Source organism: Xanthobacter sp. 126, assembly GCF_000526175.1.
Lineage (GTDB): Bacteria > Pseudomonadota > Alphaproteobacteria > Rhizobiales > Xanthobacteraceae > Xanthobacter > Xanthobacter aminoxidans.
Map to the genome: position 1 here is coordinate 722078 of NZ_JAFO01000001.1, position 24178 is coordinate 746255.

At 67.3% G+C, this 24178-nt stretch carries 21 protein-coding genes; 12 read left to right on the forward strand and 9 right to left on the reverse strand.

Annotation, left to right across the window (positions count from 1 at the left end):
* Positions 1–25: 25 nt before the first annotated feature.
* A complete protein-coding gene (gene ccrA, locus XAN126_RS0103325) occupies positions 26–1309 on the reverse strand; it encodes a crotonyl-CoA carboxylase/reductase (protein WP_024277181.1) in 1284 nt (427 codons plus the stop codon).
* 282 nt (positions 1310–1591) lie between these two features.
* On the opposite strand from ccrA, the gene XAN126_RS0103330 reads away from it, so the two are divergent.
* Positions 1592–1828, forward strand: coding sequence for a GlsB/YeaQ/YmgE family stress response membrane protein (locus XAN126_RS0103330; RefSeq protein WP_024277182.1), 237 nt, complete (start codon positions 1592–1594; stop codon positions 1826–1828).
* 197 nt (positions 1829–2025) lie between these two features.
* Here the strand turns inward: XAN126_RS0103330 and XAN126_RS0103335 are convergent, their stop codons facing one another.
* Positions 2026–2406: a hypothetical protein gene (locus XAN126_RS0103335; protein WP_024277183.1), complete on the reverse strand. Its 381-nt coding sequence runs from the start codon at positions 2404–2406 to the stop codon at positions 2026–2028.
* Between the two features lie 247 nt (positions 2407–2653).
* Between XAN126_RS0103335 and XAN126_RS0103340 the strand changes: the two genes are divergently transcribed.
* The 7 genes from XAN126_RS0103340 (at position 2654) to XAN126_RS0103370 (ending at position 12382) form a co-directional block, all read left to right on the forward strand.
* Entirely contained in the window at positions 2654–4627 is a 1974-nt protein-coding gene (locus XAN126_RS0103340) for a protein meaA (protein ID WP_024277184.1), read from the forward strand.
* Between the two features lie 248 nt (positions 4628–4875).
* A complete protein-coding gene (locus tag XAN126_RS0103345) occupies positions 4876–5781 on the forward strand; it encodes a VOC family protein (RefSeq protein ID WP_024277185.1) in 906 nt (301 codons plus the stop codon).
* A 77-nt stretch (positions 5782–5858) separates the two neighbouring features.
* A complete protein-coding gene (locus tag XAN126_RS28605) occupies positions 5859–6014 on the forward strand; it encodes a DUF5993 family protein (RefSeq protein ID WP_024277186.1) in 156 nt (51 codons plus the stop codon).
* Between the two features lie 9 nt (positions 6015–6023).
* A complete protein-coding gene (locus XAN126_RS0103355) occupies positions 6024–6617 on the forward strand; it encodes a disulfide bond formation protein B (protein ID WP_024277187.1) in 594 nt (197 codons plus the stop codon).
* Between the two features lie 208 nt (positions 6618–6825).
* The gene (locus XAN126_RS0103360) at positions 6826–7758 is read left to right on the forward strand and encodes a DMT family transporter (RefSeq protein WP_024277188.1); all 933 of its coding nucleotides are present in this window, start codon (positions 6826–6828) and stop codon (positions 7756–7758) included.
* Between the two features lie 92 nt (positions 7759–7850).
* On the forward strand, positions 7851–11486 hold the full coding sequence (locus XAN126_RS0103365) for a response regulator (protein WP_024277189.1): 3636 nt from the start codon (positions 7851–7853) through the stop codon (positions 11484–11486).
* Positions 11483–12382 (forward strand): CheR family methyltransferase, encoded by a 900-nt coding sequence (locus XAN126_RS0103370; RefSeq protein WP_081762502.1) that lies wholly within the window; start codon positions 11483–11485, stop codon positions 12380–12382. The genes XAN126_RS0103365 and XAN126_RS0103370 overlap by 4 nt, the downstream gene beginning before the upstream one ends.
* A 153-nt stretch (positions 12383–12535) precedes the next feature.
* On the opposite strand, the gene XAN126_RS0103375 is transcribed toward XAN126_RS0103370, so the two are convergent.
* Positions 12536–13186 (reverse strand): L,D-transpeptidase, encoded by a 651-nt coding sequence (locus tag XAN126_RS0103375; RefSeq protein ID WP_029876665.1) that lies wholly within the window; start codon positions 13184–13186, stop codon positions 12536–12538.
* A 506-nt stretch (positions 13187–13692) separates the two neighbouring features.
* Here XAN126_RS0103375 and XAN126_RS0103385 point away from each other — a divergent pair.
* Positions 13693–15156 (forward strand): methyl-accepting chemotaxis protein, encoded by a 1464-nt coding sequence (locus XAN126_RS0103385; protein ID WP_029876666.1) that lies wholly within the window; start codon positions 13693–13695, stop codon positions 15154–15156.
* Between the two features lie 140 nt (positions 15157–15296).
* On the opposite strand, the gene XAN126_RS0103390 is transcribed toward XAN126_RS0103385, so the two are convergent.
* Positions 15297–16217, reverse strand: a complete 921-nt coding sequence (locus tag XAN126_RS0103390; protein WP_024277193.1) for a hydrogen peroxide-inducible genes activator — start codon at positions 16215–16217, stop codon at positions 15297–15299.
* Positions 16218–16315: 98 nt separating this feature from the next.
* Between XAN126_RS0103390 and XAN126_RS0103395 the strand changes: the two genes are divergently transcribed.
* Complete coding sequence (locus tag XAN126_RS0103395; protein ID WP_024277194.1) at positions 16316–16549, forward strand: DUF465 domain-containing protein; 234 nt, start codon at positions 16316–16318, stop codon at positions 16547–16549.
* A 236-nt stretch (positions 16550–16785) separates the two neighbouring features.
* Positions 16786–17778: a TerC family protein gene (locus XAN126_RS0103400; protein WP_024277195.1), complete on the forward strand. Its 993-nt coding sequence runs from the start codon at positions 16786–16788 to the stop codon at positions 17776–17778.
* 65 nt (positions 17779–17843) lie between these two features.
* On the opposite strand, the gene serA is transcribed toward XAN126_RS0103400, so the two are convergent.
* Both serA and XAN126_RS0103410 read right to left on the reverse strand, forming a co-directional pair.
* A complete protein-coding gene (gene serA, locus XAN126_RS0103405; RefSeq protein ID WP_024277196.1) occupies positions 17844–19430 on the reverse strand; it encodes a phosphoglycerate dehydrogenase in 1587 nt (528 codons plus the stop codon).
* A gap of 350 nt (positions 19431–19780) precedes the next feature.
* Positions 19781–20956: a phosphoserine transaminase gene (locus XAN126_RS0103410; protein WP_024277197.1), complete on the reverse strand. Its 1176-nt coding sequence runs from the start codon at positions 20954–20956 to the stop codon at positions 19781–19783.
* 188 nt (positions 20957–21144) lie between these two features.
* Between XAN126_RS0103410 and XAN126_RS29225 the strand changes: the two genes are divergently transcribed.
* Positions 21145–21822 (forward strand): hypothetical protein, encoded by a 678-nt coding sequence (locus XAN126_RS29225; protein ID WP_081762504.1) that lies wholly within the window; start codon positions 21145–21147, stop codon positions 21820–21822.
* Between the two features lie 140 nt (positions 21823–21962).
* Here XAN126_RS29225 and XAN126_RS0103415 read toward each other — a convergent pair whose 3' ends face one another.
* The 3 genes from XAN126_RS0103415 to XAN126_RS0103425 are packed head-to-tail and all read right to left on the reverse strand — an operon-like array spanning position 21963 to position 24006.
* Positions 21963–22304 carry a hypothetical protein gene (locus tag XAN126_RS0103415; protein WP_024277198.1) on the reverse strand — a complete coding sequence of 114 codons (342 nt, stop codon included), beginning with the start codon at positions 22302–22304 and terminating at the stop codon, positions 21963–21965.
* Entirely contained in the window at positions 22301–23137 is an 837-nt protein-coding gene (locus XAN126_RS0103420; protein ID WP_024277199.1) for a metal ABC transporter permease, read from the reverse strand. Before XAN126_RS0103420 ends, XAN126_RS0103415 begins: the two co-directional genes overlap by 4 nt.
* Entirely contained in the window at positions 23134–24006 is an 873-nt protein-coding gene (locus XAN126_RS0103425) for a metal ABC transporter permease (RefSeq protein ID WP_024277200.1), read from the reverse strand. The genes XAN126_RS0103420 and XAN126_RS0103425 overlap by 4 nt, the downstream gene beginning before the upstream one ends.
* Positions 24007–24178 lie beyond the last annotated feature (172 nt).

Below are 24178 nucleotides of genomic sequence, written 5' to 3' on the forward strand. Positions count from 1 at the left end.
CCCGGTGATGCCGGGGGCCAGGGGCTCACTTCTTCGGCAGGGCCTCGAGCACGTCGTCGAACGTGCGCAGGCCGGTACGGGGCGCGTTCACCAGCACCGCCATGTTGCCGGGGGCGTGCTGGTTCTTCCACATCTTGGTGTGCGCCTCGGGGATACGGTCCCACGGGAACACTTCCGACATGCAGGGGTCCACGCGCCGGTCGATGATGAACTGGTTGGCGGCGGAGGCCTGCTTGAGGTGGGCAAAGTGCGAGCCCTGGATGCGCTTCTGGCGCATCCACACATAGCGGGCGTCAAACGTGATGTTGAAGCCGGTGGTGCCGGCGCAGAACACGATCATGCCGCCGCGCTTGCCCACCAGCGTGGACACCGGGAAGGTGCTCTCGCCGGGATGCTCGAACACGATGTCCACGTCGCGCTTGCCGGTGATGTCCCAGATGGCCTTGCCGAACTTGCGGGCTTCCTTGAGCCAGTCCGCATATTCCGGCGAGTTCACCTTGGGCAGCTGGCCCCAGCACTTGAAGTCCTTGCGGTTGATGACGCCCTTGGCGCCGAGGCCGAGCACGTAGTCGCGCTTGGTCTCGTCGGAGATGACGCCGATCACGTGCGCGCCGGAGGCGGCGGCGAGCTGCACGCCGAATACGCCGAGGCCGCCCGAGGCGCCCCACACCAGCACATAGTCGCCCGGCTTCACGTCATGGGGCGGATGGCCGAACAGCATGCGGTAGGCGGTGGCCATGGTGAGGGTGTAGCAGGCGCTCTCTTCCCAGGTGAGGTGCTTGGGGCGCGGCATCAACTGGCGCGCCTGCACCCGGCAGAACTGGGCGAAGGAGCCGTCCGGCGTCTCATAGCCCCAGATGCGCTGGGAGGGGGAGAACATCGGGTCGCCGCCGTTGCACTCCTCGTCGTCCCCGTCGTCCTGGTTGCAATGGACGACCACCTCGTCGCCCACCTTCCAGCGCTTCACCTTGGAGCCCACCGCCCAGACGATGCCCGAGGCATCGGAGCCGGCGATGTGATAGGGCACCTTGTGCACGTCGAACACCGAGATTGGCTCACCGAGGCCGGCCCAGATGCCGTTGTAGTTCACGCCCGCGGCCATCACGAGCACGAGCACGTCCTGCTCGCCCAGCTCCCAGGTGGGCACCACCTCCAGCTGGAACGACTGCTCCGGCGGCCCGTGGCGGTCGCGGCGGATGGCCCAGGCGTACATGTTGGCGGGCACGTGACCGAGGGGCGGAATCTCGCCGAGCTCATAAAGGTCCTTCACCGGTCCCTCGTTCGTATTGGCGGCTGCCGTCTGGGCCATGGCTGTCGTCCTCTCCTAGTGTGGACCGTTCGGTCGCGTCGTTAAGTCCCTATCTCGCAATGCAGCGTAGCAGAGAAAAAATCCAAGGCGATAGTCATTCTCAACCCCGACATTCGGCCATGCGGCGCTGCGGCACAGGAGAATGAACGCCCAAGACCCCGCTGGAGTTTCCCCGCTGGAGTTTCCGGCCGCGCTGGCGTTTCCGGCGGCGGCGCGCCCCGCTAGAGTGGCGGTGTTCCGCGCCGGACGGCCGGCGCCGACACAAGGGGATGGGAGAAGGTCATGGGCATCATCTGGATGATCATCGTCGGGGCGGTCGCCGGCTTCCTGGCGGGCCAGCTCTTCCAGGGCTACGGCTTCGGCCTCGTGGGCAACATCGCGGTAGGCATCGTCGGCGCCATCATCGGCGGCTTCCTGTTCGGCGGCGTGATCCTCGTGGGCGGCGTGATCGGACAGATCATCTCCGCGACCATCGGCGCGGTGATCCTCCTGTTCGTCATCTCGCTGGTGAAGCGCTAGAGCGCGATCCGATCAAATTGGAACAACTTGATCGGTGAATCGCCCTCTAACTCGAAGAAAGAGAACGCGTGCTCCGATCTGATTGCGACGCAATCAGATCGGCGCGTGCTCTAGCGCGAAGCCCCGCCGCCGGCCCCTGCTGCGCCGTCGTTCCGGGGTAGCACGGGCCGGGCGGGCGCGCGATTTCGCGGCGCGCCTCAGGAGGCCTTCTGGACGTCCTCACGCTGGAAGGAGATGCCGCATTTCTTCTGGATCGAGACTTGCTCGATGGCGTCCATCTCGCCCTTGAGCCGCGCCAGTTCTGCGGTCTGCGCATCATCGCCGCCCACGAGGAACGCTGCGGGCCAGAAGATGACCACGGCCACGGTGGTCGCCACCGCATCGCTGGTCGCCCGGTTGTTCTGCGCTCCGGTCAGGGCGATGGCGCGGGCCGATATGCGCTCGGCTTCCTGCGCGAGCTGCTGGCAGCTGTAGCTCTGGAACTGCATCGGCGAGACATAGGCCGCCGAGACCTTGTCGGCCGATTTCGCGCATGCGGCGGTCGCCAGCGCCGCCATGAGAACCACCACGTGCCGCACGCTTGTCCCCCCGGATCCGAAGCGGGTGGAAGGCTAGCATCAACACAACTAAAAAGAGAAATTAATTAAATACTCAATTAATGAGGGCGGTGCGGTGGGTGCCGAATCGAGGGTGAACGGCGCCCCGTCGTGGCGCCCTGCACGGGCCAGCCGCCGTCCGGTATTGGAAAAATTTCCCATCGACGGCGCGCGCATTGCGACGCACAATCGCGGCAAATATCCAAAAGCGATGGATGGGGATTAGGAAATGGTGCTCCGCGACAAACCCTGGCTCTTCCGCACCTATGCGGGGCATTCCACCGCCGCGGAATCCAACAAGCTCTATCGCTCCAACCTCGCCAAGGGACAGACCGGCCTCTCCGTCGCCTTCGATTTGCCGACCCAGACCGGCTACGACAGCGACCATCCCCTCGCCCGCGGCGAAGTGGGCAAGGTCGGCGTTCCCATCTCCCACCTCGGCGACATGCGCACCCTGTTCCAGGGCATCCCGCTCGCCGAGATGAACACCTCCATGACCATCAACGCCTGCGCGGCGTGGCTGCTCTCGCTCTATATCGCCACGGCCGACGAGCAGGGCGCGGACCGCACCCGGCTTCAGGGCACGACGCAGAACGACATCATCAAGGAATATCTCTCGCGCGGCACCTATGTGTTCCCGCCCGCGCCCTCCATGCGGCTCACCAAGGACACCATCATCTTCACCACCGAGCATCTGCCCCGGTGGAACCCGATGAACGTGTGCTCCTACCATTTGCAGGAAGCCGGGGCGACGCCGGTGCAGGAGCTGGCCTTCGCGCTGGCCAACGCCATCGCCATCCTCGACACGGTGAAGAAGTCCGGCGAGGCGGAAGGCGCCGTGTTCGGCGAGGTGGTGGGGCGCATCTCCTTCTTCGTGAACGCGGGCATGCGGTTCATCACCGAGATGTGCAAGATGCGCGCGTTCGTGGACCTCTGGGACGAGATCTGCGTCAACCGCTACGGCATCACCGACGCCAAGCAGAAGCTGTTTCGCTACGGCGTGCAGGTGAACTCCCTTGGCCTCACCGAGCAGCAGCCCGAGAACAACGTCTACCGCATCCTCCTGGAGATGCTGGCCGTCACCCTCTCCAAGAAGGCCCGCGCCCGCGCCGTGCAGCTCCCCGCCTGGAATGAGGCGCTGGGCCTGCCGCGCTCGTTCGACCAGCAATGGTCGCTGCGCATGCAGCAGGTGGTGGCCTACGAGACCGACCTGCTCGAATACGGCGACATCTTCGACGGCTCCACCGAGATCGCCAAGAAGGTGGAGGAACTGAAGGCCGAGGCGCGCGAAGAGCTGGCCCGCATCGAGGGCATGGGCGGCGCCGTCGCGGCCATCGAGAATTCCTACATGAAGCAGCAGCTGGTTGAGTCCAACACCCGGCGCCTCGAGAATATCGAGCGCGGCGATCAGGTGGTGGTGGGCGTCAACCGCTGGACCGAGAGCGAGCCCTCGCCGCTGACCACCGGGGAGGGCGCCATCCTCACCGTGCCGGAGGGCGTCGAGGCCGAGCAGATCGCGCGGCTTCAGGCGTGGCGCGAGGCGCGGGATGCCAAGGCCGTGGACGCGGCGCTGGCGGACCTCAAGAGCGCGGCGCAGGAAGGCCGCAACATCATGGAGCCCTCCATCGTCTGCGCCAAGGCGGGCGTGACGACGGGCGAGTGGGGCACCTGCCTGCGCGAGGTGTTCGGCGAATATCGCGCCCCCACCGGCGTCGGCCGCGCCGCGCGCGTGGACACGCAGGGCCTCGAAGAGGTGCGCAAGAACGTGGACGCGGTCTCCGAGAAGCTCGGCCGCCGCATCAAGTTCCTGGTCGGCAAGCCCGGCCTCGACGGCCATTCCAACGGAGCCGAGCAGATCGCGGTGCGCGCCCGCGACTGCGGTATGGAAGTGGTCTACGAGGGCATCCGCCTGACCCCGGCAGAGATCGTCAACGCCGCGCTGGAAGAGGGCGTCCACGTGGTGGGCCTCTCCATCCTCTCCGGCTCCCACGTGCCGCTGGTGCGCGACGTGATGGAGCGGATGCGGGCGGAAGGCCTCTCCGACGTGCCGGTGGTGGTGGGCGGCATCATCCCGCCGGAGGACGAGGCCCAGCTCAAGAGCTTCGGCGTCGCCGCCGTCTACACGCCGAAGAATTTCGAGCTGAACCGGATCATGGCGGACATCGTCACGATCGTGGACCGGGAGTGCCAGAAGGCGGCCTGATCAAGGCGGGGCGCGCACCGCGCGGCCGTTTCAATCCGGCAATGCCCGGCTCTCGAGACATCCCATGGAGGCTCTGGGTCCCGGTACGGGGGAGGGCATGAGGGCGGCTTTCGTCGCGGCTTCGTTCGAGGGCTGAGACGCCAGCTGTTGCTTGCAACGGTGCAATGGCGCCTTGCGCGGGCCATGTCCATATTTGGGACAACGCCCAGCCGGGCAGGCCACATCGCCCGGCACCAAGGAGCCTCGCCATGACCCTCGCCGCCCCCGCCGGCTCGCCCGGCGCTCATTCTCCTGTTGGGATTGAGCCGTCCACCCGCATCGCTCCCCACGGCCTTGTCCTCGGCGCCGTCAGCCTCGCCAGCCCCGACCCGCGCCGCCTCGTCGGCTTCTATCGCGACCTCCTCGGCCTCGAGGTGTTGGCCGAGGGCGAGGCGACGGTGCTCGGCGCGGGTGGCAAGCCGCTGGTGGAAATCCTCGCCCGTCCTTCGGCCCCGCCCGCGCCGCGGCGGGCACCCGGCCTGTTCCACCTGGCCATCCGCGTGCCGGACCGCACCAGCCTCGCCGCGCGCCTGCTGGCGCTGCATGGGGCGGGCCTGCGCCTCGGCGCCTCCGACCATCTGGTGAGCGAGGCGCTCTATGTGGACGATCCGGACGGCAACGGGGTCGAAATCTACCGCGACCTGCCGCGCGCGGAATGGCCGCTGCAGCCGGATGGCTCCATCGCCATGCAGACCCTGCCGCTCGATCTCCAGGCCCTCGCCCGCGAGGCGAAGGTGGCGGGTGGTCCCGCCCCGGCTGGCACCGACATGGGCCATGTCCATCTCAAGGTGAGCGACCTCGACGCGGCCAAGCGCTTCTGGGTGGATACGGTGGGGCTCACCATCATGGCCCGCTATCCCGGCGCGCTGTTCGTGAGCGCCGATAGCTATCACCACCATGTGGGGCTGAACGTCTGGCAGTCGGGCGGCGCCCCGGTTCCGGTGGCGGGAACCGTAGGGCTCGACCAATTCACCGTGACGCTCGCCGCCGATGCCTTCGCCGCCCTCGCCGCCCGCCTCGCCGCGGCGGGCGTGGAAACGCAGCCGTCGAATGACGGCGCGCTGCGGGTCGTCGATCCCTCCGGCAACGGGGTGGAGTTCCGCGCCGCAGCGTGACGCTGGGCCAGGGCTCAGCTAGGCTCGGCAGGCACCGAATCGCACATCCGCGCCGGTGCGGGCCGGGGGCCGAAGCCATGATGTCGCTGCCGTTCTTCGGCGTGTTCCTCGCCCTTGCGGCGACGCTCATGGGCCAACGCATGGCCGCGCTCGCGCTCTGGGTGCTCTCGGTGGCGACCATGCTGGTGCTGTTCCGCCTGCACGTCACCGATCCGCTCAACATCACGCTGTGATGGGACGCCATGGACACCGGCCTCACCCTCTCGGACCGCTTCCGGGTGCTCAACGCGCTCGGCCTCCTCGCCGTGTCGGCGGTGCTCATCGCCGCCTTCTTCGATCAGCTCGTGTTCAATGACCTGCCGTGCCCGCTCTGCCTCTTGCAGCGCGCCGGCTTCGTCTGCGTCGCCGCCGGGCTGGCGCTGAACGTGAAGTTCGGCCCGCGCCCCTCGCATTACGCCATCATGATCCTGTCGGCGCTGGCGGGCGGGGCGGTCTCCACCCGGCAGACGCTGCTGCACATCATCCCCGGCGAGGGCGCCTATGGCGACGCCTTCTTCGGCCTGCACTTCTATGCCTGGGCGCTGGTGCTGTTCGGCGCCTGCGTCCTCGGTTCGGCCGTGCTCCTGCTGTTCGATGGGCAGTTCGAGCGGCAGTCGGCCGACGCGCGGCCCCATCGCCCGCTGCTCGGCACGGCGGCGATCGTGCTGGTGCTGCTGCTGGCGCTGGCGAACGGCGTCTCCACCATCCTGGAATGCGGCTCAGGCCTGTGCGCTGACAACCCGACCAGCTACCAGCTGATCCAGGACGGCACTCTCAACCGCCTGTTGGGCCGCTGACGTTTCGGCCGCGGCCGAAACATCTCACGACACCGCCTGAGTCATCACCCATTGTGATGCTTCACACAGTGAAATTCGATTTCCCTCATGGCTCCCCTCGGGTTAGAGGAGGGGGCCCGCAGGCCGTTACAATAAGAGGGGACGGACGGCACTCCCGGCCAACAGGTCATCACATGGCGCATCGCACAGGTGCGCCTCGGGAGAAGACATGTCCGCCACACCGGTCCGCCCCAGCCGTTTCGCGCTTTACGATGCCCCCTATGTGCTCCTGACCCTGGTGGCCCTTTTGTGGGCCATCAACCTCGTGGTGGGGCGCTACATCGCCGGGCACATCCCGCCCATCACCCTGGCCATGGTGCGTTGGATCGGCGCGACGCTCATCCTTCTGCCGTTCGCCTGGAAGCAGATCGTCCGCGATGCGCCGATCATCCGCAGGAACCTGCCGTTCCTCGTGTTGCTCGCGGCCACCGGCATCGCCTGCTACAACGCCATGAGCTATTACGGCCTGCAATATACGCAGGCGGTCAACGGCCTGCTGGTGCAGTCCACGGCGCCGCTTCTGGTGGCGGTGTGGACCTTCGTGCTGTTCCGGGAAAAGCTCAGTCTCGGCCAGGCGGCTGGGGTCATCACCTCCCTCGTGGGCGTGATGGTCATCATCAGCCACGGCGACCTCGACACCTTCCTCCATCTCAAGCCCAATATCGGCGACGTGGTCATCATCATCGCGCTGGTGATCTACGCCTTCTACGCGGCGATCCTGCGCAAGCGGCCGCCGCTCGGGCCACTGTCCTTTCTCGCCATCATCATGGCGCTGGGCTCGCTGCTGCTCGCGCCCTTCGCGCTCTGGGAATATCTCCACGGCCAGGTGCTGCCGCTGGACCATGTGACCTTCTTCACGCTGGCCTACGTGATGACCGGGCCGTCGCTGGTCGCCTACCTGTTCTTCAACCGGGGGGTGGAACTGGTAGGCGCGAATGCGGCGGCGCCGTTCCTGCACCTCCTGCCGGTGTTCGGCACGGCGCTCGCCATCGTCTTCCTCGGTGAGACCATGGCCTGGTACCACCTCGCGGGCTATGCGCTGGTCATCTCCGGCATCGCGCTGGCGACGCTCTCGGCGCGGCGGAGCATGGCGCAGCGCTGAGGCGGCCGGGCGGCCGGGCCTGATTTTCCTCTTCAATCCTTCTTCACCCCCGCCTATGCATTCTGCGGCGGGGTCGGAAGGGGTCGCGGGGAATGCTGGAAAATCTGACCGAACGGTCGTGGTTCGCCAATCTCGGCATGCAGGCCAAGGCCGGGCTGATCGTCGGTCTCCTCATCTCCATGTTCGCCCTGCTGCTCGGCGCCAACTGGGTGACGGCCCGCATGGCGAAGACTCAGGAAGCCCGGGTGGAGCAGATCCGCCAGGTCAGCCTGCTCGCAGCCGAGGCGACACGCGCCTTCAATCGCCGCCAGCTCGAGACCATGCGCACCGCGCTCGCCGATCCCCGCGGCCTCAAGGCCCGGCTTTCGGCGTCGACCGCGCTCACCGGCGAGAAGCTCGCGGCCCTGCGGACGGCGGTGACGGGCGAGCCCTCGCTCCTGCCCCTCGCCGAGCGGGCCTCACGCATCGCCGGGCGCTGGAGCGATGCGGTGGCGGCGCCTCTTCTGGCTGCGGCCGCGAGCGCGGACCCCGCCGCTGTCGATGCGGCCCTGCGCGTTTTCCTCGCCGCCGAAACGAGCGAGGAGGGCAATCGCGGCATCATCGGTGCCATCGATGAACTGAGCGCCGCCGCATCCGCCGAGATCGTCAGCGCCCAGGCGGACCTCGACCGGGCCGAGGCTATCGTCGGCGCCATCGATGTCATCGCCCTTGTGGCGACGCTGTGCGTCGCGGTGGCGGGCGTGTTCGTCGGCGCGGTTTTCATGGCCATCCCGCTGCGCCGCCTCGCCGAGCTGATGACGCGCCTCGCCGAGCATGACCACACCATCGAGGTGCCCTACACCGAGCGCAAGGACGAGGTGGGCACGCTGGCGCGCGCGCTCAAGGTCTTCAAGGCCACCGCCATCGCCGCCCGCGACACCGATTGGGTCAAGACCGGCCTCAACACCATCGCCACCCGCCTCCAGGCGCAGGAGGATACGCGCGCCTTCGCCGACGCGCTGCTGACCGAGCTTGCGCCGCTGCTCGGCGCGGGGGTCGGCGTATTCTACGCCCATGACGAGGCGGCCGGGCCGGACGCGGACGCGGAGGCGCTGGAACTGGTCGGCAGCTACGCCTTTTCGGAGCGGCGGCATCTGTCCACCCGCGTGCGCATCGGCGAAGGGCTCGTCGGCCAGTGCGCCCTGGAGAGGAAGACCATCGTCCTCTCTCCCGCGCCGGCCGACCATCTGCGCATCCGCACCGGCACCGGGGAGGCGTCGGCGCACTCCATCGTCGCGGTGCCGCTGGTGCTCAAGAAGCGCCTGCTCGGCGTCATCGAGCTGGCGCTGCTCGCGCCGCTGGAGGAGCGCGCCCGCCGGCTGCTCAACGAGGTCGCGCCGCTGGTCGCCCTGTCGCTGGACAATCTCGTCCGTGCCGCCCGCACCCGCGAGCTTTTGGAGCAGAGCCAGAAGCAGGCGCAGGAACTGCGCGTCGCCGAGGAGGAACTGCGCACCCAGCAGGAAGAACTGCGCGCCACCAACGAGCAACTGCACGAGCGTTCCCAGCGCCTCGCCGCCTCGGAGGAGGAACTGAGGGTGCAGGCGGACGAGCTGCAGGCCTCCAACGACGTGCTGCGCCGCTCCTCGCAGGAGATGACGGAGCAGAAGGAACTGCTGGAGGCGCTGAACCAGCAGATGGAGGCGCGGGCCGAGGAATTGCTGCGGGCCAACGAGTACAAGTCCCAGTTTCTCGCCAATATGTCCCATGAGCTGCGCACGCCGCTCAACAGCCTGCTCATCCTCTCCCAGGATCTCGCCGAGAACCGCACCGGCAATCTTGATGCCGACCAGGTGGAGGCGGCGAGCATCATCCACTCGTCCGGGTCGAACCTCCTGCGGCTCATCAACGACATCCTCGATCTCTCCAAGGTCGAGGCCGGCAAGATGGAGGTGGTGCACGAGCCGGTGAAGATCGCGAGCGTGGCGCAGCGGCTGGAGCGCAACTTCCGGCGCCTTGCGCAGGAGCGCAGGCTGCGCCTCGCGGTCTCCGTCGCGGACGCGCCCGACCTTGTCTTCACCGATCCCGGCAAGCTCGACCAGATCCTCACCAACCTCGTCGGCAATGCGCTGAAGTTCACCATGCAGGGCCGGGTCTCCGTGACCTTCTCGAAGGATGAGGCGGGCAAGATCCTGAGGGTCGCGGTCGCCGACAGCGGCATCGGCATTCCCGGGGACAAGCTCGACGCCATCTTCGAGGCGTTCGAGCAGGTGGACGCCTCCACCCGCCGCCAGTTCGGCGGCACCGGCCTCGGCCTCGCCATCACCCAGCGCCTCGCCAGCCTGCTCGGCGGCCGCGTCACCGTGGAGAGTGCGATGGGCCAGGGCTCCACTTTCACCCTCGAGATTCCTGTCGGCGAGCCGTTGCCGGAGGAGGACGGGGAGGCGGCGCCCACCCCTGCGCCCGTGCCTCAGCCGGCGATGGATGCGCGTCAGGTGGCCTTCGACACGAGCCGGCAGGAGCGCGAGGCGGCGGGTCTGTCCGGCCTGCCGCCCGTTCCCGCCGTGAGCGTGGAGGACGACCGCGACCGGCTCACCCCCGGCGCCACCGTGATCCTTGTGGTGGAGGATGATCCGGTGTTCGCCCGCACGCTGGTGGGGCTGGTGCGGCGCAAGGGCTATCTGGCGCTGGCGGCCGGCGACGGCGGCAGCGGCCTCGCCCTCGCCCGCACCTACAAGCCCACCGGCATCCTGCTCGACGTGATGCTGCCCGGTCTCGACGGCTGGACGGTGATCGAGCGGCTGAAGGCCGACGCGGCCACCCGCCACATCCCGGTGCATTTCGTCTCGGCGCTGGACGAGAGCCGGCGCGGCCGCGACCTCGGCGCCGTGGGCTTCCTCACCAAGCCGGTGAGCGCGGACCAGCTGTCCGAGGCGCTCGGCCTCCTCACCCATTATTCCGCCGACCGTCCCCGCCGCGTGCTGGTGGTGGACGACGACGCCGCTGCCCGCCACGCAGTGCGCACCCTTCTCGCCCGCGAGAAGGCGCAGATCGTCGAGGCGGGGAGCGCCGAGGAGGCGCTGGAGGTGGTGGCGCAGGGCGATCTCGATTGCATCGTGCTCGATCTCGGCCTGCCCGGCATGTCCGGCTTCGAGCTGATCGAACGCCTCGCCGGGGGCGGCAGGCATGTGCCGGTGGTGGTCTATTCGGGCCGCGACCTCACCACCGAGGAACGCATGAAGCTGCGTGCCTTCACCGATGCCATCGTGGTGAAGGGCGCGCTCTCGCCCGAGCGCCTGCTGGACGAGGTGTCGCTGTTCCTCCACTCCGTGCAGCGCGAGCCGGAACAACTCGCGGCCAATCCGGACGGCGATCTCGAAGGCCGCAAGCTGCTGCTGGTCGACGACGACATGCGCAACATCTACGCTCTCGCCAAGGTGCTGCGCGCGCGCGGCGTCAACGTGGTGCTGGCGCAGGACGGCGCCAAGGCGCTGGCGCAGCTCGACGAGCAGCCGGACATCGAGATCGTGCTCATGGACGTGATGATGCCGGTGATGGATGGCTACGAGGCGATGGCGCAGATTCGCGCCCAGCCGCGCTTCGCCCAGCTGCCGGTCATCGCCCTCACCGCCAAGGCCATGAAGGACGACCGCGAGAAGTGCCTTGCCGCTGGCGCCAGCGACTATCTCGCCAAGCCGGTGGACGTCCCGAAGCTCCTGTCCATGATCCGCACCTGGCTCGCCGCGCGATGACGGGGGACATCGACGCGCCGGACGATCCGCCGCCCCCGGGTTCGGCCGCGGAGGCGCGGGATGCGCTGGCGCTGGAGACCATCGAGGTGGATCTCTTCGTGGAGGCGCTGTACCGTCGCTACGGCTACGATTTCCGCGACTATGGCAAGGCCTCGCTGACGCGGCGGGTGCGCAACCTCGCCACCGGCTTCGGCGCCGCCACTGTCTCGGACCTCACCGCCCGGATGCTGCACGCGCCCGAGCGGCTGCCCGACATCATCGCCGGCCTCTCGGTGCCGGTGTCGGAATTCTTCCGCGATCCGCACGTCTTCCTGGCGCTGAAGGAGCGGGTGTTCCCGGTGCTCGCGTCCTATCCGGAGATCAACATCTGGCAGGCCGGCTGCGCCCATGGGGAGGAGATCTATTCCCTCGCCATCCTGCTGACCGAGGCGGGGCTATACGAGCGCACGCGCATCTTTGCCACCGACATCTCGAAGGCCGCCCTCGACCGCGCGGCGGAGGGAATCTATCCCCTTCAGGAGGCGCGCGAGGCGGGCCGGCGCTATCGCGCGGCGGGCGGGGCGGGGAGCTTCTCGGACTATTTCCACGCCCGCTATGAGCTGATGAAGCTCGACCAGAAGCTCATCGCCAACGTCACCTTCGCCGAGCACAACCTCGTCACCGACGGGGTGTTCTGCGAGGCCCATCTCATCCTGTGCCGGAATGTGCTGATCTATTTCACCACGCCGTTGCAGGACAAGGTGCTGGCACGCTTCGCCCAGAGCCTCGTGCGCGGCGGCTTCCTGTGCATCGGCACCCGCGAGAATCTCGAATTCTCGCAGGCGCGCAACCGTTTCCAGATCATCGACGGCGCCGCCCAACTCTACCGGCTGCTGCCCCGGGCGGCGGGCGGGTAGGGCAGCAAATCATTCTCGCAGGGCAGTGCCTGCCGCGACATCCGCTCGTCCACCTTTCAGTGATCCGACACCCCTCTTGCCCGACAGTGGATCGCCCGCACGAGGCGGGCGATGACGGCGGCGGGAATCGTCGGGCGTTCAGGTGCTGCGACTTCAGCCCTTCACATAGACCCGGGTGCCGAGCGGGACGCGCTCGTAGAGGTCGATGATGTCCTGGTTGAGCAGGCGGATGCAGCCCGAGGACACCTGCTGGCCGATGCTCCACGGCTCGATGGTGCCGTGGATGCGGAACATGGTGTCGCGGTCGCCGTCATAGAGATAGAGCGCGCGCGGGCCGAGGGGATTGGTCTCGCCGCCCGGCAGGCCGGCCTGGTAGGGTCCATAGCGCGCGGGCTGGAGGCGCACCATGTTGGCGGTGGGCGTCCAGTGGGGCCACTTCTCCTTGCGCTTGATGGTGGCCCAGCCGCGGAACGAATAGCCCTGCTTGCCGACGCCCACGCCGTAGCGGATCGCCGTGCCGTTGCGGCCGATGAGGTAGAGGAAGCGCTCGTTGATATCGACCACGATGGTGCCGGGCGCGTAGCCGGCCGGGGCCGGAACCTCCTGCCGCAGCCACTTGGGGTCCACCTCGGAGAGGTCCACGGCGTCCACCGGGAAGGGCTCGCCGTCCACCGGGCCGTACATCATGTTCGCGCGGCTCAGCGGAGCCGGCGGCGGATTGGTGACGCACGCGGCCAGCGCCAGAGGCGCGCCCATGACGAACAGGCGGCGGCCGATCACGGGCACGTCGGTACCTGTCACCATTTCGGCCGTAGCTCGGGAAGCCTTGACCAGAACCTTCGGGAACAACCGGGGCAGGAACCGAGGCATGCTTGGACCACTCAGACGATGCGAGACCCTACGACGCACACAACGCACGACGTCGCGCTTCAGTTTCCTGTCTGCGCGCCTGTGCATTGAAGCCGGATAAGGTGGCGTTAAGGTTAACGCCCAAGGGTTGAAGTCCAACCTTGGGCGGGGCTGCCCAGCCATTTCCCTGATTTAGCATCTTCCCGCCGGTGGGGGGTGGCGCATGGGCCACACCCGGCCCGCCATGTGCATCGCACAAACGTGAAAGTCCTGTTGGCGACGCTGCGTCAGTCGGCCCGCCCCAGCTTCGGGCAAGCCTCGCGGCCTAGCCCTTTGCTGGCATCGCGCGCTGCACAGGGCGGCGCTGAAGCGGCGCGGCATCGGCCGCCCAGGACAGGACGAACAGCATGACGGCAAGCGCGCTGCGGGCCAGGCCCGAATCCGTGCATTCCGGGCGAGGCATGGCAGCCAGGGAATTCGGCGCGGTGGCCACCGGCATGGCGGCGCAGCTGATGGCGGCTCTGCCATGGGGGGTGCTGCTGTGCGAGGGGCGCGGGCTCGCCGTGGTCCAGGCCAATGCGGCGGCCACCGAACTCCTGAACACCGTCGCCTCGGGCCTCGCCACGTCCCCGGCGGGGCTTCAGGGGATGCCCCTCGGCGCGCTTCATCCGGCGCTGGCGGATCTCGGCCGCCACATCGCCGAGCCCGGATTTCTGCCGCGCGAGATGAATCTCGCGGTGGCCGGCGAGACGCTGGCCGTGACCCTCTCGGCCCTGCGCGACCGGCACGGTGTCGTCGCTCATGTGATGGTCACGCTGCGCGCCGACACCGCCCGCGCCGCGCTGGAGGCCCGCACGCAGCGGCTCCAGCAGATGATGGAGAACATGCCGGTGAACATCATGACCTGCGATCGCGAGACGCTGGTCATCGATTATCTGAACCGCACCAGCATCGACACCCTGCGACGCATCGACTCCCATTTGAAGGTCAAGGCCGACCAGATGCTGGGCACGTCCATCGACGTGTTCCACAAGCACCCCGCGCACCAGCGCGGCCTCCTCGCCGATCCGGCGAACCTGCCGCACAACGCGCGCATCCGGGTGGGGCCGGAGACGCTGGACCTGCGTGTCTCGGCCATCTTCAAGGCGGATGGCAGCTATGACGGCCCCATGCTCACCTGGGACGTGGTGACGGCCGCCGTCGCCACCGCCGAGGGCGTGACCGCGGTCGGCCAGGAGATGACACAGACCTCCGAGGCCGGCCAATCGGCCTCCGCCGAACTGCTCCAGCTCACCGAGCGGACCGAGGAGATGTCCACCGCCGTGTCAACGGCGGCCCAGGAGATGTCCGCCTCGTTCACCGGCATCTCGCACCAGATCGAGCGTGCCACCACCATGTCGCAGGAAGCGACCCAGCGCGCCGTGCGCACCAACGAGCTGGTGGAGAGCCTCGCCACCAGCGTCGGCCGCATCGGGAATGTCACCACCCTGATCGAGAAGATCGCGGCCCAGACCAATCTGCTCGCCCTCAACGCCACCATCGAGGCGGCACGCGTGGGCGAGGCGGGCAAGGGCTTCGCGGTGGTGGCGCAGGAGGTGAAGGCGCTGGCGCTCCAGACCGCCAAGGCGACGCAGGACATCCGCCATCAGGTGGAGCAGGTGCAGCAGGACGGCGGCGTCGCCGTCGAGGCGGTGTCCGACATCACCCGCAGCATTTCCAACCTGGGCGACCTGTTCGTGGAACTGTCCGCGGCCATGGCGCAGCAGTCGTCCACCTCGCGCGCCGTCAGCGAAAGCATCGACGGCGTCTCCCATGCCGCGTCCGACATCCGCCGCGCGGCGGTGGGCGTGCGGTCAATCGCCGATCATGTGGCGGGCTATGCCGATCGCCTGCGCCGCGAGGTGTCTGCCCTGCTGCGCCGCTGATCGGCTCCAATCCCTCCCCCCGAAACGGAGGCGCGGCCGTTCGCCAGGCCGCGCGCCGCCTCGCCCCGCCCCCGCCCGGGCGAGGGGTGACGGCCCGCCCGCTTCCCCCGGGTGGGCCGCACGCCGTTGGGGCGGCGCCGTCAGCCGGGTTCGAGGCCGAGTTCCCGGCAGGTGCCCTCGCTCTCCCGCGCCAGCTGGTCGAAATGGGCGGCGCGGTTGTTGCCCGCGCGCCAGAAGAAGCCCATGTCCCGCGTCGCCGGCCAGCCTTCCACCGTGAGCAGGGCGATGTGGTCCTGCACGCGGAATTCCGAGCGCGCGTAAAGCTCGGGGAAGAGCGACAGGCCCATGCCCATGATGACCATCTGGCGCAGGGCATCGAGGCTGGTGCCCTCGTAATCCTCCCGCACCTGGGCGCCGGAAGCTGCGGCCAGCGCCCGCGCGCTCTCGAACAGCTGATGGCCGCGCCCGAGGGTCAGCAGCCGCTCGCCCTTGAGCTGGGCGATCTCCACGCTGGCGCCGTCCGCGAGGCGATGGTCCTTGGCGGCGCCGAGATAGATGGCTTCCCGGCACAGGCGGCGGAAGGTGAGCACCGAGCCGGACAAAGGCTGCGGGCCGAGGCCGCAATCGAGATTGCCGGCGGTGACCTCCCGCTCGATCACCGAGGGGCGCTCCTCGCGGATGTAGATCTGGAGGCCGGGATAGCGCCGGTGCAGCACCGGCAGCAGGTGGGGCAGGAAATACGGCCCGAAGGTGGGCGCGACGCCCAGCCGGATCAGCCCGCCGAGGTTGTCCGCGCCGGTGGCGGCGGTGGCGACGATATCGTCCAGCGCCTGCAACACCGCACGGGCCGAGGCGATGATCCGCTCGCCGATGGCGGTGGGGATGACCCGGCCGCGCGTGCGGTCGAACAGGGGTGTGCCGAGCTGCTCCTCCAGTAACGCCACCTGAACCGAGAGAGTCGGCTGCGAGACGTGGCAGCGCTTGGCCGCCGCGCCGAAGTGCCCGGTCTCGGCGAGGGCCACGACATATTCGAGCTGGCGATGGCGCGGCCGGAAGGGCATGGTGGCTTCATAGTCCAGAGCTATTACCAATATAGCGACTATGGATTGGAGCTATCAAGCGTCCGGCCCCATCCTTTCCCTATCGAAAGGAGGTTGTCGTGGACCAGTTCATGAAATCGCTGACGACGCGCCACAGCCTGATCGAGGAGGAGATCTCCTCCGAACAGACGCGGCCCGAGCCCGACCGCACCCGCGTGCTCGCGCTGAAGAAGATGAAGCTCCGCCTGCGCGACCAGATCGAATATCTGCGCCGGGAGGGGGCCGACATGGCCCGCGTCGTGGTGGTCCGCCGCAAGAGGTGGGCCGAAATTCCTCTCAAGCCGGCGAGATAGGCGGCACCCGTCCCGCGCGCCTAACGCCCGTGCGCCCCTGGCGCCCGGACCCATTCCCTCAACACGCGAGGTCCGGGCCCCTCTGACGGGCGCGGATGCGGCCCGGCCTGTCCCAGCTGCCCGGGGCAGGCCGGGTCCGTGCCCGCCCGCCATGTCGGTCCTCCTATCCGGTTTCCTGCCCGGCGCCGCGACCCTCGCGGGTGGCGGCTGCCGCAGGCCACTGACAGGACCGTGCCATGGACCAGCTGATCGCTCTTCTCTTCCTCGATGTCGCCGGCAAGCCGCTCTGGCTCTGGCTCGGCTTCCTCGCCATCGTCTTCGCTTTGCTCGCCTTCGACCTCGGCGTGCTGCACCGCGACTCGCGGGAAATCGGCATCGCCGAAAGCCTCAGGCTCTCCGTCTTCTATATCGCCGTGGCGGCCGTGTTCGGCGGCTGGATCTGGGCCTCCATGGGGCCGCAGGCCGGCATGCAATACTTCACCGGCTACGCCATCGAGAAGGCGCTCTCCATCGACAATGTCTTCGTCATCTCGCTGATCTTCAGCTACTTCGCCATTCCCCGCGCCTATCAATACCGTGCGCTGGTGTGGGGCATCATCGCTGTGCTGGTGCTGCGCGGGCTGATGATCGGCGTGGGCGCGGCGCTGGTGCAGTCCTATGACTGGGTGCTGCTGCTGTTCGGCGCGTTCCTCCTCGTCACCGGCATCAAGATGCTGTTCGCCAGCGAAGGCGAGGCGGACATCTCGCAGAACGCCGCGCTGCGCTTCCTCACCAAGAGGATGCGGGTGACGTCCGACCTCCACGGCGAGCGCTTCTTCGTGCGCCAGCCCCATCCGGTCACCGGCAAGGCCGTGCTGTGGGCGACGCCTTTGTTCCTCGCCCTGGTGGTGATCAATATCGCGGACTTCGTATTCGCGGTGGATTCGGTGCCGGCCATCTTCGCCATCACCACGGACACCTACATCGTGTTCACCGCCAACATCATGGCCATCCTCGGCCTGCGCGCCCTCTACTTCGCGCTGGCCGCCATGGTCCACCGCTTCTCGCACCTGAAGTACGCGCTGGCCGGCGTGCTTGTCTTCATCGGCGGCAAGATCTTCTGGAGCCACTTCTTCGGCAAGGTGGACCCGGCCATCTCGCTGGGCGTGACGGTGGCCATGATCGCCGCCGGCATCCTGTTCTCGCTCTGGCGCACCGGCGGCGGGACGGACGTGAAGCACGCGGCCTGATCCGCCTGAAAACGAAAAAGCCCCGTCCGGCTGGACGGGGCTTTTTGACTTGAGCCGGGAGAGCCTCAGAAAGCGAGGGCTTTGGCCGCCTTCACCTGCGGCAGGGCCTGCACCTTGGCGAGCAGCTCGGGCGGCACCGCACCGTCCACCGCCACCAGCGCGATGGCATCGCCGCCCGCATGGTCGCGGCCGAGGGCGAAGGTGGCGATATTGATGCCGGCATCGCCGAGGAGGCCCGCGAAGTGGCCGATGAAGCCGGGCTTGTCCTCATTGGTCACATAGACCATGGCGGGGGCGAACTCGGCGTCCACCTTGATGCCCTTGATGTTGACAATGCGCGGATGCCCGTCAGCGAACACCGTGCCGGAGACGGAGCGCTCGAACTGCTCCGTCACGACCGTCACCGTAATCAGGCTCTCATAGTCGCCGGTGGCGGCGCGGGTGGTCTCCTCGATCACCACGCCGCGCTCCTTGGCGACGGAGGGCGCCGAGACCACGTTGATGTCGGCCAGCGCCGGGCGCAGCAGGCCGGCCACGGCGGCGGAGGTCAGCGCCTTCACCTTCAGGTCCGCCACCGCGCCCTCATAGATGATGCGTACGGTCTTGATGTCGGTGTCGGTGAGCTGGCCGGCGAAGGAGCCGAGCTTTTCCGCCAGCTCGATGAAGGGCTTCAGCTTCGGCGCCTCTTCCGCGGTGATGGAGGGGAAGTTCACCGCGTTGGAGATGGCGCCGGTGAGGAGATAATCGCTCATCTGCTCGGCGACCTGCAGCGCGACATTCTCCTGCGCCTCGGTGGTGGCGGCGCCGAGGTGGGGCGTGCAGACCACGTTGGGATGGCCGAACAGCGGGTTGGTCTCCGCCGGCTCCACGGTGAACACGTCGAAGGCGGCGCCGGCCACGTGCTTGGAATCGAGGGCCGCGCGCAGGGCTTCCTCGTCCACCAGGCCTCCGCGGGCGCAGTTGATGATGCGCACGCCCTTCTTGGTCTTGGCGAGGTTCTCGGCCGAGAGGATGTTCTTGGTCTTCTCGGTGAGGGGCGTGTGGAGGGTGATGAAGTCCGCGCGGGCGAGGAGGTCGTCCAGCTCCACCTTCTCCACGCCGAGGTCGAGGGCGCGCTCGGGCGAGAGGAAGGGGTCGAAGGCGATGACCTTCATCCTCAGCCCCACGCCGCGCTCGGCGACGATGGAGCCGATGTTGCCGCAGCCGATGATGCCGAGGGTCTTGCCCGTCACCTCGACGCCCATGAAGCGGTTCTTCTCCCACTTGCCGGCCTGGGTGGAGGCATCCGCCGCCGGGATCTCGCGGGCGAGGGCGAACATCATGGCGATGGCGTGCTCGGCGGTGGTGATGGAATTGCCGAACGGCGTGTTCATCACGATCACGCCCTTGGCGGTCGACGCCGGCAGGTCGACGTTGTCGACGCCGATGCCGGCGCGGCCGATGACCTTGAGGCGGTTGGCCTTCTCCAAGATCTTCGGCGTCACCTTGGTGGCCGAGCGGATGGCGAGGCCGTCATAATTGCCGATGATCTCGGCCAGCTTGTCCTTGTCCTTGCCGAGGTCGGGCTGGAAATCCACCTCGACGCCGCGATCCTTGAAGATCTGGATGGCGGCGGGGGAAAGCTTGTCGGAGATGAGAACGCGGGGTGCCATGGGATGGGCTCCGTTTCGCGAATGGGATGAGCCGGGCATGCGCGGTCGTTCGCGCGTCACCGGCGTGAACCCTCTCCCGCTTGCGGGGGAGGTGAAATGGGATCGTGCGCCACCTGGGGCTCTCCCCTCTCCCCTCGAACTCGGCTGTTGCCGAGTTCGACCTTCACGAACCGAACTCGGCAACAGCCGAGTTCGGACGGGAGAGGGGCCGGGGGTGAGGGGGCTGCCAGATTCAGGGATGAAGCGCTTTCGGCGAGGCCTTTACCCCTCACCCTAGCCCTCTCCCGCAAGGGGAGAGGGGACGCGTCGCTTCTCGCCGACCGGCTTGCCCCGCCTTACCCCGGTCGAAATCACGCGGCCTTGGGCAGCGCGGACTTCGCCTCGGTGAAGGCCCAGTCGAGCCAGTGGGTCAGGGCTTCCACGTCGGCGCGCTCGACCGTGGCGCCGCACCAGATGCGCAGGCCGGGAGGGGCGTCGCGATAGGCGCCGATGTCGTAGGCGATGCCGCCCTTTTCGAGGCCCGAGGCGATGGCCTTGGCGAAGGCCGCCTGCGCGTCGGCGGGGAGCGCGGTCACGTCCGCATCCACCACCTTCAGGCACACCGAGGTGTTGGAGCGCGTCACCGGATCGGTGGCGAGGAAGTCCACCCACGCCGTGCGGTGCACCCACTGGGCGATGGCCTCGAAGTTGCGGTTGGACCGCTCCTGGAGGGCCGAGAGGCCGCCGATGTTCTTCGACCACTTGAGCGCATCGAGATAGTCCTCGACGCACAGCATGGACGGGGTGTTGATGGTCTCGCCCTCGAAGATGCCTTCGATGAGCTTGCCACCCTTGGTCATGCGGAAGATCTTGGGCAAGGGCCACGCCGGCTTGTAGCTCTCCAGCCGCGCCACCGCGCGGGGGGAGAGGATGAGCATGCCGTGGGCCGCCTCGCCGCCGAGCACCTTCTGCCAGGAGAAGGTGACCACATCGAGCTTGGCGAAATCGAGCTTCTGCGCGAACGCCGCCGAGGTCGCGTCGCAGATGGTCAGGCCCTCGCGGTCGGCCGGAATCCAGTCCGCGTCCGGCACCATGACGCCGGAGGTGGTGCCGTTCCAGGTGAAGACCACGTCGTGGGTGAAATCCACGCTCTTGAGGTCCGGCAGCGCGCCATAGGGGGCGGTCAGCGTGCGGGCGTCGGTGAGCTTGAGCTGCTTGACGACATCCGTCACCCAGCCCTCGCCGAAGCTTTCCCAGGCCAGCATGTCCACGGGGCGCGCGCCGAGCACGGACCACAGCACCATTTCCACGGCGCCGGTATCGGAGGCGGGGACGATGCCGATGCGGTAGTCGGCCGGGACTTCCAGCACCTCACGGGTGAGGTCGATGGCTTCCTTCAGCTTCACCTTGCCGACCTTGGCGCGATGCGAGCGGCCGAGGGGGGCGTCGGATAGGCCTTCCAGCGTCCAGCCGGGACGCTTGGCGCAGGGGCCGGAGGAAAAATTGGGGTTCTCCGGACGCGTGGCCGGAGCAGGATTCGTCGTCATGTGGTCCATCCTTACAGATGGGCGCCTCCCGTTGGGGGGAGGTGTCCCACGGATGGGGTTACGCCTGAGGGGGTGAGGCGTCAAGGGTGGGGGAAAGGAACGCGGTATGTCTTTGGTGGAATTGCACGGCGTAGTTGAACCCCGTCAAGGCTTATGGAATGAATCCTCAAGCAGCCTGGGGGAACGGGATGTTCGAGAAACTTGGTGCATATGCGGGCGCCGCGACGGGGCTAACGACCGCCGTCGTGGGGATTGGTTCATTTGCGATCTATGCCAATAATTATCTCTCTCAGATTGACGGTTCACAGGTCAAGATTCGCGATCTTGAACGGCAGGTGGAGGAGCTGAAGGCTTCGCCGTCGAGGTCCGTTCCCGGGGGCGTTTCTGGTCCCAAGGGAGAGCGTGGCCCTGTCGGGCCTCCCGGTCCACAGGGGCCGCAGGGAGAACAAGGGGCCCCCGGGCCTGAAGGAAAGAAGGGCGATCCTAGCATTAGCCGCGCCGATATTCAGAAAATGATTGACGCTGCTTTAGCTGGCAAGGGCGCATATGTTTCGGTTGCGTCGGTCCCGCAACTTGCGGCATTCAAGGCAGGAGATTGCCTCCCACTCTCTGATCTTAACGACAAGGGTCTCGCTTCTTTCAAGAACGGAGCGGAATTCTGCGATCGTGAGGGCAGAGTAATGTTGAACGTGACATTAGTTTCGGAGGCCAGAATAAATTTTTGGACACCAAAGACGACATTTTCCTGCATATATAGATATACTGGCGGATGTCAGGTCCCGTGGTCTTCATCGCTTTATATGTATGAAAGAAGTGCGAGAGATGGCGGTGATATAGTTGCCTTGCTTAGAGTTATTTCTAAATAATAACATTATAATTACTATCCAATACGTGCGTTCCGGTCCGTCTTCACCTTTAACCTCACGAGCGCCGCATTGAACACGCCCGTCACCAGCTGCACGATGGCCTGGGTGGGCGCGCCGTCGAGGCAACAGAGACTTTACTCTCAATCATTCCCATCAAACCGCGCATCATCGCCGATCAGCTCATTTCGCATCATCTTCAGCACGGGGAAGCCATAGCCTGAGCCCGGCTCGCCCGAGCGCAGCCGGCCTTCCTTGTGGGCGTCGCTCATGTAGAGCCGTGAGCCGATCGCCTGCAGGGTGAGATGAAGCGCCTGTACGGAATCGAGGCCGTAGATGGTGTCCACCCGGACCCCTTCCGGCCAGTGAATCTCGGAGCGGCAGCTCCAGCAATCTGCGCCCTCCACCGGCGCGAAGATGCGGACGGGGACGGCCACCTCGGTGCCATCCTGAGAGAGCATCAGCACCCGTTCCGCGATCATCATGATGCGCTCTCCGCCGCCTCCACCCGCCGCGCCTTCACCCGCACGCCCACGAACGCCGCGATGAACACGCCCGTCATCAGCAGCACGATGGTCGGGGCGGGCGCCGAGTCGAGGAAGAAGGAGAGGTAGACGCCGGCGAGCGAGCAGGAGACGGCCACCAGAACCGCTGTCATCAGCATCCAGCCGAAGCGCTTCGTCACGAGAAACGCGATGGCCCCCGGCGCGATGAGCAGCGCAACGGCGAGGATGATGCCCACGGCCTTCAGCGCCGCGACGATGGTCAGCGACAGCATCACCAGCAGGCCGTAATGCAACAGGCCGGTGTGGAGCCCCACCGCCTTCGCCTGCGCGGGGTCGAAGGCGTTCAGCAGCAGGTCGCGCCATTTGGCCAGCAGCACCAAAGTGACGAGCCCGGCGATGATCGCGCTCTCGGCGATGTCACCCCAGCTTATGCCGAGGATGTCGCCGAACAGGATGTGGTCGAGATGCACGTCGGTCTGGATCTTGGTGTAGAGCACCAGCCCCAGTCCGAACATGCCGGAGAAGACCACGCCCATCACCGTGTCTTCCTTCACCCGGCTGTTGGCCTTGAGATAGCCGGTGCCGAGCGCGCAGACCATGCCCGCCACGAAGGCGCCGAAGGCGAGCGGCAGGCCGGCCATGTAGGCCAGCACCACGCCCGGCAGCACCGCATGGGAGACGGCATCCCCCATCAGCGACCAGCCCTTCAGCACCAGGAAGCAAGAAAGCAGCGCCATGGGCACCGCCACCAGCGCGGCGATGACGAGGGCGGTCTGCATGAAATCGAATTGGAAGGGCGCGAGAAGGCTCATGCCGCGCCCTCCTTCAGCGCCTCTGCCGCCTGCCGCCGCGCCGCCAGCACGCCGTGCTTGGGGGCGAAAACGAAGGCCAGAAGGAAGATCAGCGTTTGCAGCACCACGATGATGCCGCCTGTCGCCCCATCGAGGAAATAGGAGGCGTAGGCGCCCACGAAGCAGGTGGTGGCGCCGATGGTGACCGACAGCGCGATGAGGCGGGGAAAGCGGTCGGTGAGGAGATAGGCGGTCGCCCCCGGCGTCACCACCATGGCGATGACGAGGAAGGCCCCCACCGTCTGCAACGCCGCGACTGTCGAGGCGGCGAGCAGGGTGAAGAACATCACCTTGAGCGCGGTGGGCTTCAGGCCGATGGAGCGGGCGTGGCTCTCGTCGAAGAAGGTCACCATCAGGTCCTTCCAGAACACGAGCAGCAAGGCGAGCGAGACGAAGCCGATGATGGCGAGTTGCAGGGTGTCGGCGGGCGAGATGGCGAGGATGTTGCCGAGCACGATGGTCTGCACGTTCACCGAGGTTGGCGACAGAGAGACCATGAACAGGCCGAGCCCGAAGAAGGAGGTGAAGATGAGGCCGATGACGGCATCCTCCTTCAGTTTGGTCCGCTCCTGAAGGAACAGCATCGCCCCCGCCGCCAGCGCCCCGGCGAAGAAGGCGCCCACCGAGAAGGGCAGCCCCAGCATGTAGGCCCCGGCGACACCGGGCACGATGGAATGGGACAGCGCATCGCCGATCAGCGACCAGCCCTTGAGCATCAGGAAGGCCGAGAGGAAGGCGCACACGGCGCCGACGAGCGCGGACACCCACATGGCGTTGACCATGTAGGAATAGGTGAAGGGTTCAAGGAGGAGGGAGAGGGTGGGGGCCATGGTCAGGCGCGCCTTTCCTCAGAGCTGTCATCCCCCGGCTTGTCCGGAAGTCGGCTGTTGCCGACTTCCGTTTGCAGGGGCGGAACCCGGCAACAGCCGGGTTCCGGGGGATCCACCAAGGGTCTGGCTGGGTGTCCGAACACCGAGAGCGCTGCGGCGGATAAGTGGATCC

What these genes read in the sequence shown, in the direction of transcription:
- ccrA (WP_024277181.1), bottom strand. Translation starts at nt 1,309, where the DNA reads ATGGCCCAGACGGCAGCCGCCAATACGAACGAGGGACCGGTGAAGGAC.
- XAN126_RS0103330 (WP_024277182.1), top strand. Translation starts at nt 1,592, where the DNA reads ATGGGCATCATCTGGATGATCATCGTCGGGGCGGTCGCCGGCTTCCTG.
- XAN126_RS0103340 (WP_024277184.1), top strand. Translation starts at nt 2,654, where the DNA reads ATGGTGCTCCGCGACAAACCCTGGCTCTTCCGCACCTATGCGGGGCAT.
- XAN126_RS0103345 (WP_024277185.1), top strand. Translation starts at nt 4,876, where the DNA reads ATGACCCTCGCCGCCCCCGCCGGCTCGCCCGGCGCTCATTCTCCTGTT.
- XAN126_RS28605 (WP_024277186.1), top strand. Translation starts at nt 5,859, where the DNA reads ATGATGTCGCTGCCGTTCTTCGGCGTGTTCCTCGCCCTTGCGGCGACG.
- XAN126_RS0103355 (WP_024277187.1), top strand. Translation starts at nt 6,024, where the DNA reads ATGGACACCGGCCTCACCCTCTCGGACCGCTTCCGGGTGCTCAACGCG.
- XAN126_RS0103360 (WP_024277188.1), top strand. Translation starts at nt 6,826, where the DNA reads ATGTCCGCCACACCGGTCCGCCCCAGCCGTTTCGCGCTTTACGATGCC.
- XAN126_RS0103365 (WP_024277189.1), top strand. Translation starts at nt 7,851, where the DNA reads ATGCTGGAAAATCTGACCGAACGGTCGTGGTTCGCCAATCTCGGCATG.
- XAN126_RS0103370 (WP_081762502.1), top strand. Translation starts at nt 11,483, where the DNA reads ATGACGGGGGACATCGACGCGCCGGACGATCCGCCGCCCCCGGGTTCG.
- XAN126_RS0103375 (WP_029876665.1), bottom strand. Translation starts at nt 13,186, where the DNA reads ATGGTGACAGGTACCGACGTGCCCGTGATCGGCCGCCGCCTGTTCGTC.
- XAN126_RS0103385 (WP_029876666.1), top strand. Translation starts at nt 13,693, where the DNA reads ATGGCAGCCAGGGAATTCGGCGCGGTGGCCACCGGCATGGCGGCGCAG.
- XAN126_RS0103390 (WP_024277193.1), bottom strand. Translation starts at nt 16,217, where the DNA reads ATGCCCTTCCGGCCGCGCCATCGCCAGCTCGAATATGTCGTGGCCCTC.
- XAN126_RS0103400 (WP_024277195.1), top strand. Translation starts at nt 16,786, where the DNA reads ATGGACCAGCTGATCGCTCTTCTCTTCCTCGATGTCGCCGGCAAGCCG.
- serA (WP_024277196.1), bottom strand. Translation starts at nt 19,430, where the DNA reads ATGGCACCCCGCGTTCTCATCTCCGACAAGCTTTCCCCCGCCGCCATC.
- XAN126_RS0103410 (WP_024277197.1), bottom strand. Translation starts at nt 20,956, where the DNA reads ATGACGACGAATCCTGCTCCGGCCACGCGTCCGGAGAACCCCAATTTT.
- XAN126_RS29225 (WP_081762504.1), top strand. Translation starts at nt 21,145, where the DNA reads ATGTTCGAGAAACTTGGTGCATATGCGGGCGCCGCGACGGGGCTAACG.
- XAN126_RS0103415 (WP_024277198.1), bottom strand. Translation starts at nt 22,304, where the DNA reads ATGATGATCGCGGAACGGGTGCTGATGCTCTCTCAGGATGGCACCGAG.
- XAN126_RS0103420 (WP_024277199.1), bottom strand. Translation starts at nt 23,137, where the DNA reads ATGAGCCTTCTCGCGCCCTTCCAATTCGATTTCATGCAGACCGCCCTC.
- XAN126_RS0103425 (WP_024277200.1), bottom strand. Translation starts at nt 24,006, where the DNA reads ATGGCCCCCACCCTCTCCCTCCTCCTTGAACCCTTCACCTATTCCTAC.